Below are 16,666 nucleotides of genomic sequence, written 5' to 3'. Positions count from 1 at the left end.
CTCTCTGATGATCCCTCATAATCCCTCTATGCTCCAAAGTGATAACTTAACCCACGATTTCGGAGAACACCTCTCTAGAGGCAAAAGATCTTCTCATAAAATATCTATCTCTTTCTGACCGCAAAGCATTTAAAGCCTTTTTTCACATGGATAGTTATTTCACAAACACTGTATGGAACCTGTAAAATCTGTTTTTTGTTCTTTTTTTGATTTATTGCAAAAATCCAATTCAAAAATAAGGGAGCACCGAATAAAATAGAGCATTGTCTCATATTTCTCTCTCACTCTACCGTCAAAACTACGATCAGATTATATTTATTTTGCGCGTCTTGCTTGAATATGGGCGAGCAATCCTAGTGTTGAACTATCGCGATTATCCGCTTTACTTTCTCCACGAAGAATGGGGAGTAACTCATTTGCTAATTCTTTACCAAGTTCAACACCCCATTGATCAAATGAATTAATATTCATTAAAGTCCCTTCAACAAAAATACGATGTTCATAAAGCGCAATGAGACGACCGAGTGCAAACGGCGTTAATGAATCTTGAACCAGCGTCATGCTGGGACGATTTCCTTTAAAACTTCTATGAAGTGCTAAATAATCTGCTTCACGTTCATCAACACCATTTTTTATTAAGATATGCCGAGCATCTTCAACACTACGTCCTTTCATCAAGGCTTTTGATTGCGCTAAACCGTTTGCTAGCAACATCTCATACATAGAATGTAAATTTTTCTCATGCCCTTTTATAAATAAAATAAATTCTACAGGAACAACATCGGTTCCTTGATGCAGAAGCTGAAAAAAAGCATGTTGGCTATTTGTTCCTGAATCACCCCAAACGATCGGACCACTTGAAAAATTTAGTAGTTTTCCATCCAGCGAGACTTGCTTCCCATTTGATTCCATATCAAGCTGTTGTAAATAAGCTGGAAAATGTATTAAGCGCTGTGCATAGGGAATGATAGAGCGTGATGAATAACCACAAATAACACGATGCCAGAACCCTAAAAGAGCAAATCGAATAGGAATATTTTTATGCAAAGGCATGGTTTTAAAATGTTGGTCCATTTGTAAAGCACCACTGAGAAATTGGCGAAAGTTTCGCCCCCCTACTGCAAACATAACAACAAGCCCAATGGCGGACCAAATTGAATAACGTCCTCCAACCCAATCCCAAAATTTAAAAACTCTTGTGGAATCTATGCCAAATTCCGCCACTTTATCAAGCGCACTCGAAACAGCAACAAAATGCGTGTGAATAGCTTTTTCCCCTAAATGTGAACAAATCCACTGACGTGCAACTTGAGCGTTTATAATTGTTTCAGCCGTTGTAAAAGTTTTAGAAGCAATGACAAAAAGTGTTGTTGCTGGATTCAAAAGAGAGAGTGTATCGGAAATATGGGCACTGTCAGCGTTAGAAACAAAATGGCAACGTGGACCATCATGATAAGGTTTTAAAGCATATGTGACCATTGCAGGACCAAGATCAGAACCCCCAATACCAATATTGACAATATCCCTTATTCTCTTTCCACTACTTCCCTTATAGCTGCCATCACGTACCTTTTCAGAAAATCTCTCCATATCTTTAAGGACGTCTTGAATATCGCCAATAAGATTATGACCATTCAGCATGAAAATTTCGTCAGCAGGTAAACGTAATGCAATATGAAGAACGGAGCGTTTTTCAGTTGTATTAATGGCTTGGCCCGAAAACATTGCATCACGCCGCCCCAACACATCTGCTGCGACAGCTAAATCATCTAGAAGTTGCAATGTTTTGAATGTTACACCACATTTTGAAAAATCGAAAAGAAGATCATCAAGTCTGAGAGAAAAATGGGAAAAACGCTGATCATCCTCCACAAAATGCTGACGAATATCATAGACTCCATCCTTTACAGCATGGTTTTTTAAAGCTCTTAATGCGGCTTCAAAAGCCTTTTCATTTCGAATCGAAAAGCTATTTGCCATAAGCTTATCCTATATGATTATTGATCATGAAATCTCTGTCCAAACAATAACAAAGTAGAAAACGTCTCCTTGATTGCTTGCTCTTTTCACTGCTCACACAAAAAATGAAGGAATATAAAAGTAAAAAATAAGATCTGAAAATGATATTTTTACAAGAATAAACTTTCAAATCTTTTCTACTGAATACATCATTTAACTTGATTGAGTTCTTTGGTTAAGCGCAAATCCTCTTCTGCTTTTGATCTTATAAAACGCCCTAAAAAAAGATAAACAACCGGTGTAACATAAAGCGTAAAAATCGTTGCTAGACCTAAACCACCAACAATAACCCAACCTAAAGCTATACGAGCTTCTGCACCAGCACCTTTGGCTAAAACCAAAGGAATCCCTCCTAAAATGGCACAAATCATTGTCATACAAACTGGACGAAGGCGAATATTTGCTGCTTCTTCTACAGCTTCACGCACGCTTCTTCCCTGATCCCGTAATTGATCTGCAAATTCAACAATCAGAATACCATTCTTTGCCATAACGCCAATTAACAAAATTAATCCAATTTGACTGTAAATATTAAGACTCACATCACTTAAGAGCATAGCAATCACAGCACAACCAATCCCTAATGGAACAGTGGCCATGATAATGAATCCTGAAATAAAGCTTTCAAACTGAGCCGCTAAAACCAATAAAATAATCAAAAAGGCAATGCCAAAAACAATCATAAAATTGGAAGATGTTTCATGAAGTGTTTCGGCTTCTCCTAAGGGGACCACATAGGTTCCTTTCGATAATAAAGGAGAAGCAATTTTCTGCACAGTTTGGTAAGCATCCCCTAAGGTGATATCTGGAGCAAGATTTGCGCTTAAAATGACAGCGCTCATACGCTTTTCCCGTTTTAATTGGGGGGCGATAGCTTTTTCATGTAAATGCGCAATAACAGATAAAGGAACATATCGATTATCTTTGGTCTTTAAAAAAATATTTTCTAAATCACTAGGACTCTTCATGGGATTTTTACGCGATATCAATTTAACATCGTAAGAATGATCATCCACGTTAATGGAACCAATCTTTTTACCATCCAACATTGCTTGTAATGTATCGCCCAAATTGGTGATATCAATTCCTAAATCGGAGGCTTTTTTTCGATTTATTTCAATAAAAAATTGCGGTTGTGTGGCATCAACAGTAAGACGTGGGCGAATAAAACGCCGATCAGCTTGTAAAGCGCGCACTAACGTATCAGCAATGGGTTGTAATGTCGCATAATCATTGCCAAGAATTGCAAATTGTAACCCTTGCCCCGTTCCTCTCACACCTAGAGAATTTCCCTGTGCAGCAAACACAAAAACTGCTGGAAATTGCCTAACCTTTGCATTAACATCTTTCACAATTTCTTGCTGATTGCGTAAACGTTTATCCCAAGACGAAAGCAATAAAACCAAAAAAGCAGTATTGGGCGAACCGCCAATACCCGCGATAGAGTAACTATTAGCTATCTCACCTGCATCACGTAATGGCTGTAAACTTTCTTCAATTTGCTCTACTTGCTCATTCAAATATTGTGTTGAAATACCTTGTGGTCCATTAATGACCAAAAAGATAAGAGCTCTATCTTCTGCTGGTGTTAATTCTTGTTGCAACTTCGTATAGCCTCCAACACAAAGCGCTGCAAAAACAAGTGAACCAAAAACAACAGCCCAAGGCTTTCCTAAACACTTATGCAAACTGTACGTATAAGCCTTATGAAACAAAGCACCCCATTTATATAAAAAAGTAAAGTGATGATGGGCTTTTCCCTCTTTCTCCTCAATATGTTCTTTGAGAAAACGTGAAGCCAGCATGGGACAAAGCGTTAAGGCAACGATTGAAGAAAGCAAAATAGAAATTGCCAAAACAAAACCAAATTCTCTAAAAAGTCCTCCAACTTGTCCAGGAAGAAAGGAAATAGGGACAAACACAGCCACTAAAGTCAATGTTGTTGCGACAACAGCAAAAAAGACTTCACGGGTTCCTAACACCGCTGCGGCCCTAGGACCTATCCCCATATTGCGCCATCGAACAATATTTTCCAGAACAACAATAGCATCATCCACAACAAGCCCTGTTGCCAAAACAAGTCCTAAAAATGTGAGAATATTCAATGAAAACCCTACAAGATAAATAGCCGCAATAGTCCCAATCAAAGCGACGGGAAGAGATACGGCAGGTATAAGCGTTACACGAATGTCTCTGAGAAAAAGAAAAATAACCAAGATAACGCTCAAAATAGCAATGACCAACGCAACCTCAACCTCATGAAGAGCGCTTTTAATAAAAATTGCATCGTCACTAATAACGTCTATATGTACAGAAGAAGGAACAACACTTTTGAGATTATCAACAACAGCTCTCACGCCTGCAGAAATATTAAGAGTGTTGGATTGTGCTTTACGCACAATACCTAATCCAATCCCTGTCTTTCCGTTGATACGAAGAATAACATTTTCTATATCGGGTGATAAAGTCACATGCGCCACATCACCAAGATATACATGAGGCTTTAAAACAACTTGTTCAAAAGATTCTGGTGTTGTTAAACGTGCAGTGGCGCGGACAACTAAAGTTTGTTTAGAATTGCGCAATGATCCTACGGGCACATCCGTTGTCATATCAGCAAGAACACGTGAAATATCTGCGACAGTTAATCCATAACTTGCAAGTTTTGCTTGATCTATATCAATCTGAAAAATCTTTGTACGAGCACTATCAATCTGAACATCACCAACGCCATCAACCGCAGAAATGGCATCAACGATCTGATCATCTACAACTGTTGTTAAATCATCAATACTCATTGTTGGTGATGTCACAACCAAATACATCATGGCTGCAGCATTCGAATCTGCTTTAATAATCAAAGGTGAATCGGCATTTTTGGGTAAAGAATAAGCAATGCGAGACAGAGCATCACGGATATCAGATGCCGCTACATTTAAATCAACACCGACATTAAAATTAATCTGTACACGGGAACGTCCAAAAGAAGATGTTGAAGAAATCGTCTTAACACCTGAAACACGAGAAACGACATCTTCTATAACTTTTGTCACTTCACGATCAATTGTTTCCGCCGACGCTCCAGAAAATATCGTCACAATCGTTGTTACTGGCGTATCAACATCTGGTAATTCTCGCACATCAACATTCAACCATGCTGCAAATCCTGCAATGATGATCATGGCATTTATAACAAAAGTAAAAACCGGTCTTCGAATAAATAAGGCAATGAGACCACCTAGCTCCGCCTGTGACATTGGCTGTTTTGTGCTCAATTCTTGGCTCATTGTATACCCATTCCATAAACTGCTGATAATTGCTGTTGATGGGACTTTGGATCATCAATAATTATTACTTTACTCCCTGGATAAAGCATTTGCACCCCTTGAATAACAACTTGATCACCATTTTCCAGAGGGGCTTTCACAAAAACTTGATCTGCTTTATGCTGAATAATCGATACAGGGATAGACTCTACTTTGCCTTCTCTCACACGCCAAACGAATGACCCTTTACTATTCCATTGAATCGCGAGAGGATTAACGACAGGGAAAGATCCACCATGGAATCGTAAGGCAACAGAAAAGGACATACCAGACATGAGTGTATCTTTTTCATTATTGATTTCAACCTGAGCGTGAAGTGTACGGCTTTCTGGGTCAACGACATTATCAATCGCGTAAATGTGACCAACAAAAGATTTATCTGGCTGCGCTGTTAATGTTGCTGTTACCTCATCTCCCTTATGGATTCGTGAAACATATCGTTCAGGGGCCCATATATCGACCAAAATACGTTCTCTATTCTCAATACGGCCTATTACAGTATTAAGGGTCACGTTATTCCCCGCATCAACGGGTAGAATACCAATAACTCCAGGAATCGGTGCACGAATTGTTCGCCGCTCCAGGTCTACCTCAGCATTACGCAAAACAAAATTTGCGTTATCCAACTCTAAGCGCGCTGTAATTTCTTGAACTTCCGTTGCTGTATTGCCAGCACGTAATTTAAGAATACGTGAAAGTGTTAAAGCATTATTATCACGTTGTACTTTTGCTTTTGCAGTTGCTATTTCCTCCTTTTTAGAATCAAGCTTTGCAATTACGTCTCCCACTTGTACTTTTGTACCAGCAGACACAAAAAGCTTATCAATAACACCTGGTAATAAAGGGGTTAAATATACCTCAGCAAGTGCTTGTCCACTCCCTAGAACGTTAAGTTGTTCATAAAAATCTTGGACTTTTACAAGATCAACGACAACATTCGTCGGGGGTCTTCCCATTTTTCCCTTTGAATCTTTATACGATATACTTGTTTTATCCACTATAGAAATGGGTTGTTCTGTGCTCTGTTTTCCAGCCCAATAAGTAGCCGTTAAAACAACAATTAAAAACACCAATGGAAAGATCTTTTTTAATAACGCCATACACCTACCCTTACTGTATCATGTTTATCTGAAATAGTGTTCAACAGTCATATCGGCGTTTTACACAAAAACCCAACAGCAGGTATATATCTTACCCCCCACCGCAAAAACATATATCATCTCTGGCTGACTATCGTTCATAGACGAAAACGTCAAGTTAACTATCGTTCATATTGCGTGGTAAGGTCACAACAGGAAAATGACCCTATCAAAAATCCAATTGCAACCATAATATATTATAATTTTTTTTAATATCTCACAAAAAAAAGAGATTTTTTTTATGACGCCCCAAGTTTCACTTGCATTTCTTTAATGAAACGATTAGGAACCCATTGTCTTAGACAATGTAGAAAATCGCAATGTGTGCACCCGTAGCTCAGCTGGATAGAGCACCAGACTACGAATCTGGGGGTCAGGAGTTCGAATCTCTTCGGGTGCGCCATCTATCAATAAATTCAATATCTTGCTCATGAATTCAAGCCTTTTGAATTTTTTTATGTGATTTATTTTTTGCTTACCTTTGGTCTTCTTATGGCTTTTTATTTCATTCTATTTTGAGTCGTTTCTTAGCTATTTTGATAGAATGGGATGTTGTGCGGCCTTCAATCCAGCCCAAAGGTGTTTTTTATTAGCAATAATCGTGGAGATTACATAAGTTGGTGTGTGCTGTTGCTTTCTTTTTTCAAGCTATGCGCTTGTTTTTGATTTCTTCTAGATTATACTTTTTCATCAACGGGTATTTCTGAGCATTTCATTTCTGTCCGCCCCATCTTAAGAGGGACTCCACAAATTGCGGTTTAGCGACCTCTAAAACTTTTTCAGTGTACTATTCGGAATAACAGATATAAGATATCAAAATCGCTGCGTAAAAAGTTCTTAAATTAATTATCCAAAGACTTTTTTCTGATATTCATCATGAGCTGATATTAAGCGTAATATTGCAGACTAGCTAAGAACTTATCGAAACTAAAAACATAGAGATTCTTTTTTCCCAAAAACAATAAAACTCCTCTTGCCGTTCTTTAGTATTATCGCTTGCGCGACACATCATTGACCTCTATGATATCTTATACTTTCTATTCTCTATGGTTTTTTTTCATTAATCCATAGAATACAGATCCCAAATGTTAATAAAAGCTTAGTTTAAAGAATTTTTCCATGCCTAAAACAGATATTGAAATTGCTCGCACTGCTAAAAAGCAGCATATTACTGAAATTGCACAAAAAATTGGTATCGCACATGAAAATCTCATTCCCTATGGCCATGATAAAGCTAAAATTTCTTCTGCATACATAAAATCGCTCAATAAAAATCCAGATGGTAAACTTATCCTCGTCACGGCTATCAATCCCACACCTGCTGGAGAAGGAAAAACTACAACAACGGTTGGACTAAATGATGCTCTTAATCTCATTGGCAAAAAAACAATAGCCACTTTGAGAGAACCGTCTTTAGGCCCCTGTTTTGGTGTAAAGGGTGGTGCTGCTGGTGGTGGTTATGCGCAAGTCATCCCAATGGATGATCTTAATTTACATTTTACCGGTGATTTTCATGCTATTACAGCAGCGCATAATCTTCTTGCCGCGATGATCGATAATCACATCTATTGGGGAAATACTCTCAACATTGATCCACGTCGTATTGTTTGGAAGCGCGTTCTTGATATGAATGACCGTGCATTGCGCGATATTGTTATTTCATTGGGGGGCATAACAAATGGTTTTCCACGCCAAACAGGTTTTGACATTACTGTTGCATCAGAAATTATGGCACTTCTTTGTCTCTCTGAAAATTTAGAAAACCTTACACAAAGACTCAAAAAAGTGATTGTTGCCTATCGTTATGATAAAACGCCCATAACAGTGGCTGATCTCAATGCAGAAGGCGCAATGGCAGTTCTTCTCAAAGATGCCATACAACCCAATCTTGTACAAACAATTGAAAATAATCCTGTTCTCGTTCATGGAGGGCCTTTTGCCAATATTGCTCATGGTTGTAACTCAGTTATAGCAACAAAAACCGCTTTAAAATTGGCTGATTATGTTGTCACGGAAGCAGGATTTGGAGCCGATCTTGGAGCAGAAAAATTCTTCAACATAAAATGTCGGCAAGCAGGCATTGTACCAAATGCAACAGTGATTGTTGCAACGATTCGTGCATTAAAAATGAATGGTGGGTTGGATAAAAATAATCTGACAGAAGAAAATATCACCGCTTTAGAAAAGGGAGCCACTAATCTTTTAAGACATATCAAAAATATGGAGCTCTACGATATCCCTTGTGTTGTAGCAATTAATCATTTTGACAGTGATAGCGATGCTGAAATAAAAACATTACAAAAAATAGTTGCAGCAACTGGACACAAAGCTATTGTCTGTAAGCATTGGGAACAAGGTGGAAAAGGTGCTATAGAACTTGCACAAGAACTTATTGCCTTAATTGAAAAACAAGATTCCGATTTTAAAGTGCTCTATCAAGATGATATTCCCCTCGTTCAAAAAATTAATTGTATTATAACAAAGTTATACGGTGGGCGTGGCGCTATCATCTCAGCGCCTATTCTTAAACAACTTGAATCTTGGGAAAAAGAAGGTTTTGGCACCTACCCTATTTGTATGGCAAAAACACCTTATTCTTTTTCTGCTGATCCCAAGCAATATGGTGCTCCTGTTGATTTTGAAATTCCTATACGAGAAGTTCGTCTCTGTGCGGGAGCCGGCTTTATTGTTGTCATTTGTGGAGATGTTATGACCATGCCCGGCTTACCGCATTATCCTGCCGCTGAAAAAATCCATCTTGATGAAAATGATAATATACAAGGGCTTTCATAAGTTTATAACCATAAACTCTATCCTTTATTATAAAAAGTATTTTATTACAAAAAGAATAGAATTTTAAAAAGTTATATAGACAAATGTCTTATTTATATGATATAAGCCTTTGTCCTTTTAGATATGTCTTTAAAAGGACGTAGGTTTTTCCTATCATTTATGACACTGAAAAAAGCAGGATAAATAGTGCAAGTACTCGTTCGTGATAATAATGTTGACCAAGCGCTTCGCGCGTTGAAAAAAAAGATGCAGCGTGAAGGTATCTTCCGTGAAATGAAAATGCGTAGTTATTATGAAAAGCCATCTGAAAAACGTGCTCGTGAAAAAGCTGAGGCTATTCGTCGTACACGTAAGCTTGCTCGTAAGCGTGCGCAAAGAGAGGGTTTTGTTAGTAACGGACGGAGTGTTGCGGTGAAGTGATACACTTTTGATGCATCATAGAATTGCATAAGCAATAGAGAATAAGTTACCGGAAAAATTTATCTTCATAAGCAAGTGTAATAAGGTGTTTGTTTGTGCAGTATTGTGTTGTGTTTTAGTTACATAAATGAATATATTAATTATCTGAAAGAGCTAAATTTTTTTGTCATAGAGATGCAGTTTTCTTCACTCTTGTGGTTTTCAAAAACAGATAACATAACGATACTTTAGATATTTAAGGGACTTGTTCCTGTATAAAATGTGGAGTGAGTGTAAGATATTTATTACCACTTTTTGCTATAATTCTCCTCCTTCTTTTTATCTCTCACATAACTATTTCTTATATGCACGTCTGATGATGATTTTCTTTTTTTCTTCTTAAATATTCTGCATCTTTCGAAGATTTTAGAGCAGATTGCAAAACCAAATGACTATCGCAATATGCAGTTGTGTGTGGAAGGGTATGAAAATATATAGTCCTCTGTCTCTTTGCTTATGTAATTAATCTCATAAGCGTATCGAATAATCCCTCTTCTTTCATCAAACTTTTTATACTGAGCTGAAATAAAAGAAAATTGAAAATAAACAAAGAAAACACTCTTATTTTAATATGGGTGCAAGTGTCTTATATACCTATTTTTGATGAAAATGGTTTTACAATTTAAATAACGAGTTTAAATTGATCCCTTACAGCATATTCTCTCAACATCCTCTCATATTGAATCAATCAAGTTTTCTTGCTTGTACATCGACAAGCGGAATTTATTATGCAAATAAAATAACAATGCTTCTTATAAACGCTCCAAATAATAGGAATAATATTACATTGAGATCTGTGAAATAGAATGACGGCACTACCTTATTAACATACGGATAAGCACTATCATTGCGTAAGATCACTACAGAGCAAATTTCATATATTAAATTATCACAAAAACTATCCTGTTAAAATTAGCTCTTTATATATCAACTTATTCTATAATGTTGCTCATATTTTTACGCTTAAATGCTTCATACATCGTATTCTTTTGTCCATTCAAAACTGTCTTCTCAAACCAAACCATAATCCTTTTACTGAACAGTTTTCGTATTCATAACATGCATAACTGTACTTTTATTTCGAGAAACACTCTTGGAAAAAAGAGACAAAATTTTAGCTCTGATTTCCTATACAAAACTGCTCCGGCCACAATATACTTGATACTTGGCTATTTTAATATTTTTCTCACGCATACAAATCGCTAAAAACCCAATATTTATCTACAACTATCCCCTCATAAACACCCTAAAGTACTCAAAAATTCAAACTTTTGTTTCTTTATTTTGCTCTTCTTCCAACAATTTTTTCATTGTTTAGATCTCATTAACGAGCGATATGGCATAATTTTTTTATCAGTCTCCAATCTTATCTTCCAGATTTTAAATGACTAATATATGACGAAATAAAGGAGTTCAGTGTGCAAAATTCTTGTTGGTTTCGCGTTTTAATGCTTGCATCATGTATCTTAATAGCAAAAGTCATTGTATTGGGTCCACCACGTTTGTTGCACGCACAAACCTTTAATCAAAATTTAGGTCCCAGTGGTTTACCCCTTCCGCGATTTGCTTCGATTAAACCCACTCGTGTTAATGTACGCGTTGGGCCAGGAAGCAACTATTCTATTATTTTTACCTACAAAAAGAAGGGGTTACCTATTGAAATCATACAAGAATATGATCAATGGCGCAAAATTCGTGATGCAGAAGGCGATGAAGGGTGGGTATATCAATCGCTTTTATCAGGAAAGCGAACGGCTATAACTATTCCATGGCAAAAAGATAAAACAAAAAGGCTGATGCTACGAAACAAACCCACTGACGACGCACAACTAGTGGCAGAAGTAGAGCCTAATGTCATTGGCAATATCCACCAATGCGATGGACAATGGTGCGAAATCACTCTTAATAACGTTCATGGATGGCTCCATCAACCTCAATTATGGGGAATCTATCCTGATGAAAAAATAAAAGGTTGGTGAATGCTCAAATGCATCAAGTTTAATTTTCATTCCTCATTGAATATGCTTATTCCCTATCACAAGATTGATTTTTTTGTTTCAAGCGAACGATCAAATCAACATGTGAAATTTCCATACCTTCTGGTGGTGTAGGCAAATTTCCAATAATGGGAAATTCTTCTAAATTGCAAGGAATATCAAGGATATGATTTTCACCTTCTATATAAAAATGGTAGTGATCAGAGGTATTTGTATCAAACCAAGTCTTCGAACCCTCTACGGCAATAATCCGTAATAATCCCGCTTCAGTAAATTGATGAAGCGTATTGTAAACCGTTGCTAAGGATACAGGAACACCTGCCCTCACCGCTTCCTCATAGAGCTCTTCAGCCGTAATATGACGATTTCCTTCAGAAAAAATCATATGTGCAAGCTCTAATCGCTGACGTGTTGGACGCAAACCATTTTCACGCAAACGTTTTTGTAACATAGAAGTGGAATAATATTGCACACCTTCTCCACATTCTCTTGTGGACTGTTGCTTTTCATTCATATCTAAATTGTCTGCATTCCCTGACATATTACGAACCAAAATATCTCCCTGCTTCAATAAGATAAAAATATAAAAAATGGGAACAGTATGGTGCAATCTTGTATTCCATTTTTAAATAATTATCTATGTAGAATACATAAAAAAGGGCTTTTGTCACTAAAAATGATATAAAATCATTTCCCTCTCTTTAAAATTTGCTCTAAAAGTAGGTCGGGGAAAAGCGCAGAAATAAAGATATATGCAAATAAATGGAGTAACCATGGCTGAACAAAAGTCTCGCTACACTTATGAAGAGCTTCTAAGCTGCGCTCGCGGCGAAATGTTTGGTAAGGGTAATGCGCAATTGCCGGCACCGCCAATGTTGATGATTGATCGAATCACTCAAATCAGTGAAACTGGTGGTAAATACGATAAAGGAATGGTTCGTGCCGAATTTGACATTACACCAGACCACTGGTTCTTTAATTGTCACTTTATAGGTGATCCCGTTATGCCAGGATGTCTTGGATTGGATGGTATGTGGCAATTAACAGGTTTTTTTCTTGGTTGGTTGGGAGAACCAGGGAAAGGAAGAGCGATATCAACAGGTGAAGTGAAATTATCAGGTATGGTAACACCACAAACCAAACTTCTTGAATATGGAATAGATTTTAAGCGTATTCGACGGGGAAATTTAGTCTTGGGAATAGCTGATGGATGGCTCAAAGCAGATGGAGAAACTATTTATAAAGCGAATGATTTGCGCGTTGCTTTATTCAAGGAAGATTGAATTTATTTTCATCAGGAAGAATTTTTTACTATTCTGTATGGAATAAGGAGGTATGAATGCGTCGTGTTGTTGTAACCGGAATGGGAATTGTTTCCGCGATTGGAAATGACCCCCAAGCCGTTTTAACCAGTTTACGTGAAGCAAAATCCGGAATTTCTTACGCACCTCAATATGCTGAGTTAGGCTTTCGTAGCAGAGTTTACGGTAAGCCTGATATTAATATAGAAGAACGCGTTGACCGACGCGCTTTACGTTTTCATGGACGTGGAACAGCATGGAATCATATTGCAATGGATCAAGCAATTGCTGATGCTGGTTTAGAGCCTCATGAAGTATCAAACGAACACACAGGGATTATTATGGGTTCCGGAGGTGCTTCAACGCAGTCAATCGTAGAAGCAGCCGATATTACACGCCAAAAGGGTCCAAAGCGTGTTGGGCCTTTTGTTGTGCCTAAAGCGATGAGTTCTACAGCTTCAGCAACACTGGCAACTTTTTTTAAGATAAAAGGGGTCAACTATTCAATCTCTTCAGCTTGTGCTACCTCCAATCATTGTATTGGAAACGCTTATGAAATGATCCAATATGGTAAACAGGACCGCGTCTTTGCCGGTGGCTGCGAGGATTTGGATTGGACACTCTCTGTTTTATTTGATGCTATGGGCGCTATGTCTAGTAGATATAATGACATCCCTCATAAAGCTTCACGGGCCTACGATGTCAATCGTGATGGATTTGTTATTGCTGGAGGTGCTGGCGTTTTAGTCCTTGAAGAACTAGAATGTGCTAAAGCCCGTGGGGCAAAAATCTATGGAGAAATCGTTGGATATGGTGCGACATCCGATGGACATGATATGGTTGCTCCATCAGGAGAGGGAGCAGAACGGTGCATGCGCATGGCCCTTGCAAAAGTCCACGATAAAATTGATTATATCAATCCCCATGCAACAGCAACACCTGTTGGAGATCCTCCTGAAATAGAAGCTATCCGCCGTATTTTTGGAGCAGGTGATCAATGCCCCCCCATTTCTGCTACCAAATCTCTAACAGGGCATTCCTTAGGAGCCGCAGGTGTTCACGAAGCAATCTATACATTGTTAATGATGAATCATAATTTTATCTGTGAAAGTGCCCATATCGAAGAACTGGATCCAGCTTTTGCTGATATGCCAATTGTTCGTGAACGACGCGATCATCAACAACTGAATACCGTATTGTCAAATACTTTTGGCTTTGGCGGTACCAATGCAACGCTTATTTTTCAACGCTATGTATAAATGAAAGTTCTTAGTAATTGAAAAAAATACGGTCTTACGGAGAATAATATGAAAGGTTTGATGGAGGGCAAACGTGGCCTTATTATGGGAATTGCGAATGACCATTCAATTGCTTGGGGCATTGCCTGTCAACTCGCACAAGCAGGAGCTGAATTAGCCTTAACTTATCAAGGAGATGCTTTCGGAAAACGTGTTCAGCCTCTAGCAGATAAGCTTGGCTGCAAATTAGTTCTAGAGTGTGATGTTGAAAAAATTGAAAATGTTGATGAGGTCTTTGAAAAACTTGAAAAAGAATGGAAAACAATTGATTTTATTGTCCATGCTATTGGTTTTTCAGATAAAAATCAGCTAAAAGGGCGTTACGTTGATGTTACAACGCGTGAAAACTTTCAACGTACAATGGTTATTTCAGCTTATTCCTTTACTGAAATTGCTCAGCGTGCAGAAAAGCTTATGCCTCATGGAGGAGCACTTTTAACCCTTACCTATGGCGCTTCACAGCAAGTTGTCCCTAATTATAATATCATGGGGGTTGCTAAAGCTGCTTTAGAAGCTATGGTCCGTTATTTAGCGGCAGACTTTGGCCCGCAAAATATCCGCGTCAATGCGATTTCAGCTGGTCCTGTTAGAACCTTAGCGGGTAATGGTATTGCAGCTGCACGTGCAATATTTTCACACCAACGACGTAATGCCCCATTACGTCGTACCGTGGATATTCATGAAATTGGAAAATCCGCGCTTTATCTCCTCTCTGACTTGTCATCAGGCGTTACAGGTGAAATTCACTATGTTGATTCAGGCTATAATATCATGTCTATGCCAATACTTGAAGAACTGAAAAAAACTGAAGACTCCCAAGAAGGATAAAAAACATCCGACTTCAAAAATAAAATCGCTCATCTGTAGAGTCCTTTGTTTGCATAGTGATGAGTGCTTTCTCTACTAGATTAAATCTCATGGGGAAAGCCTTCAAATCCAATCTATTGCATAAAAGCTATTAAACGCACAAATAATATTGGAAATCGGATAATAGAAAATTTCTAGCTTAACTTTATATAAATAAGGTGCTACTCCCCTATAAATTTTCTACTATTCTTCAAATATTATTAGCGTTTAAGAGAAAATTAAAATATCTCTTTCATTACATTAGACAAACATATGTAAGTAGAAATAATAAATTATTTTCAAAGAGATACTTAACAAGAGCCAAAACTTTTATATTTCAACTCTACTTCATAAAAAAATCGAATGATATGAATCTGTAATTTTCTGAGATATAACAGACTTATACAATCATCAACACAATCTATTTTATATTTCTATTTGTTACGATTGAAATTATTTAAGAATACAGGATACTACTATATTTCATCCTTGAGAGTGCGACTCAATAATGTATTAGCCGCTTCAGTTATGTCTTTACCACAATAGAGAATTTGATAAATTTGTTCTACAATAGGCACTTCCACCCCAATACGTTGCGCTAACATATGTACTTCCTTGGTATTTAAGTACCCTTCCACAACCTGACCAATTTTTTTTTCCGCTTCTTTTATACCTATTCCTTTACCAAGAAGTATTCCAAAACGGCGATTACGTGATTGATTATCAGTACATGTCAAAACCAGATCACCTAAGCCTGTCATTCCCATAAATGTGGAAAGCTCAGCCCCCATAGCGCCCCCTAAACGACTGATTTCAGCTAATCCTCGTGTGATGAGAGCTGTTCGTGCATTTGCCCCAAATCCCATGCCATCTGATATTCCTGCACCAATAGCAATAACATTTTTGACGGCTCCCCCTAATTGAACACCAATCATATCTGAGCTTTTATAAACTCTAAAACTTTTGTCACAATGAAAAAGTTGCTGCAATTCTTTAGCAAACTCAACATCAGAAGCAGCTATCGTCATTGCAGTAGGCCAACCAATAGCGAGTTCTTTAGCAAAAGTTGGTCCAGAAAAAACAGCTAAAGGGATTTTTTCACCTAAAATCTCACGAGCAACTTCTTGTAAAAAACGTCCTGTACCCTGTTCTAAGCCTTTCGTTGCCCAAATAACACGTGAATGTTTATCCAAATAAGGCTGAATATTATACAACACTTGATGAAATACATGGCTTGGAACAGCGATTAGTATATTGTCACTTGCTGTTATTGCAGTTGCAAGCGAATCTTCAAGTAACAAATTTTCAGGAAATTGAATATCGGGCAAATATACTTGATTACAACGTTGTTCTTGTAATTTCTCGATGTGTTGAGAATTATATCCCCAAAGTAAAACATTATGACCATTACGAGCAAGAGCAATCGCTAACGCAGTACCAAAAGAACCAGCACCAATAACTGTCATTGCAACGGTTTTCATTAAGTTT

Annotated in this window: 11 protein-coding genes and 1 tRNA gene; 7 read left to right on the top strand and 5 right to left on the bottom strand. The window is 37.6% G+C overall.

The window, feature by feature from the left end; translation table 11 throughout:
• Window positions 1-315 precede the first annotated feature (315 nt).
• The 3 genes from pgi to PVV70_RS02680 form a co-directional block, all read right to left on the bottom strand.
• Window positions 316-1,980, bottom strand: a complete 1,665-nt coding sequence (gene pgi / locus PVV70_RS02690) for a glucose-6-phosphate isomerase (protein ID WP_273757392.1) — start codon at window positions 1,978-1,980, stop codon at window positions 316-318.
• Between the two features lie 188 nt (window positions 1,981-2,168).
• Entirely contained in the window at window positions 2,169-5,306 is a 3,138-nt protein-coding gene (locus PVV70_RS02685; protein WP_273757393.1) for an efflux RND transporter permease subunit, read from the bottom strand.
• On the bottom strand, window positions 5,303-6,445 hold the full coding sequence (locus tag PVV70_RS02680) for an efflux RND transporter periplasmic adaptor subunit (protein ID WP_273757394.1): 1,143 nt from the start codon (window positions 6,443-6,445) through the stop codon (window positions 5,303-5,305). The genes PVV70_RS02685 and PVV70_RS02680 overlap by 4 nt, the downstream gene beginning before the upstream one ends.
• Before the next feature lie 365 nt (window positions 6,446-6,810).
• Here PVV70_RS02680 and PVV70_RS02675 point away from each other — a divergent pair.
• The 4 genes from PVV70_RS02675 (at window position 6,811) to PVV70_RS02660 (ending at window position 11,715) form a co-directional block, all read left to right on the top strand.
• A tRNA-Arg gene (locus tag PVV70_RS02675) sits at window positions 6,811-6,887 on the top strand.
• Window positions 6,888-7,603: 716 nt separating this feature from the next.
• A complete protein-coding gene (locus tag PVV70_RS02670) occupies window positions 7,604-9,277 on the top strand; it encodes a formate--tetrahydrofolate ligase (RefSeq protein ID WP_273757395.1) in 1,674 nt (557 codons plus the stop codon).
• Window positions 9,278-9,463: 186 nt separating this feature from the next.
• A complete protein-coding gene (gene rpsU, locus PVV70_RS02665; protein WP_273757396.1) occupies window positions 9,464-9,697 on the top strand; it encodes a 30S ribosomal protein S21 in 234 nt (77 codons plus the stop codon).
• 1,457 nt (window positions 9,698-11,154) lie between these two features.
• On the top strand, window positions 11,155-11,715 hold the full coding sequence (locus PVV70_RS02660) for an SH3 domain-containing protein (protein WP_273757397.1): 561 nt from the start codon (window positions 11,155-11,157) through the stop codon (window positions 11,713-11,715).
• Window positions 11,716-11,761: 46 nt separating this feature from the next.
• Here the strand turns inward: PVV70_RS02660 and irrA are convergent, their stop codons facing one another.
• Window positions 11,762-12,274 carry an iron response transcriptional regulator IrrA gene (irrA, locus tag PVV70_RS02655; protein WP_273757596.1) on the bottom strand — a complete coding sequence of 171 codons (513 nt, stop codon included), beginning with the start codon at window positions 12,272-12,274 and terminating at the stop codon, window positions 11,762-11,764.
• A 232-nt stretch (window positions 12,275-12,506) separates the two neighbouring features.
• Between irrA and fabA the strand changes: the two genes are divergently transcribed.
• From fabA to fabI, 3 genes are read left to right on the top strand one after another with little or no spacing between them, the layout of a single operon-like run.
• Window positions 12,507-13,016, top strand: coding sequence for a 3-hydroxyacyl-[acyl-carrier-protein] dehydratase FabA (gene fabA, locus PVV70_RS02650; protein ID WP_005774470.1), 510 nt, complete (start codon window positions 12,507-12,509; stop codon window positions 13,014-13,016).
• A gap of 56 nt (window positions 13,017-13,072) precedes the next feature.
• Window positions 13,073-14,293: a beta-ketoacyl-ACP synthase I gene (fabB, locus tag PVV70_RS02645; protein WP_273757398.1), complete on the top strand. Its 1,221-nt coding sequence runs from the start codon at window positions 13,073-13,075 to the stop codon at window positions 14,291-14,293.
• A gap of 48 nt (window positions 14,294-14,341) precedes the next feature.
• On the top strand, window positions 14,342-15,160 hold the full coding sequence (fabI, locus tag PVV70_RS02640; protein WP_273757400.1) for an enoyl-ACP reductase FabI: 819 nt from the start codon (window positions 14,342-14,344) through the stop codon (window positions 15,158-15,160).
• Between the two features lie 494 nt (window positions 15,161-15,654).
• Here the strand turns inward: fabI and gpsA are convergent, their stop codons facing one another.
• A complete protein-coding gene (gene gpsA, locus PVV70_RS02635; protein WP_273757401.1) occupies window positions 15,655-16,659 on the bottom strand; it encodes an NAD(P)H-dependent glycerol-3-phosphate dehydrogenase in 1,005 nt (334 codons plus the stop codon).
• Window positions 16,660-16,666 lie beyond the last annotated feature (7 nt).

It is taken from the genome of Bartonella sp. AU55XJBT, assembly GCF_028618525.1.
Note: the sequence above shows the minus strand (reverse complement) of the source record. Positions and strands in the feature narration are given on the sequence as shown.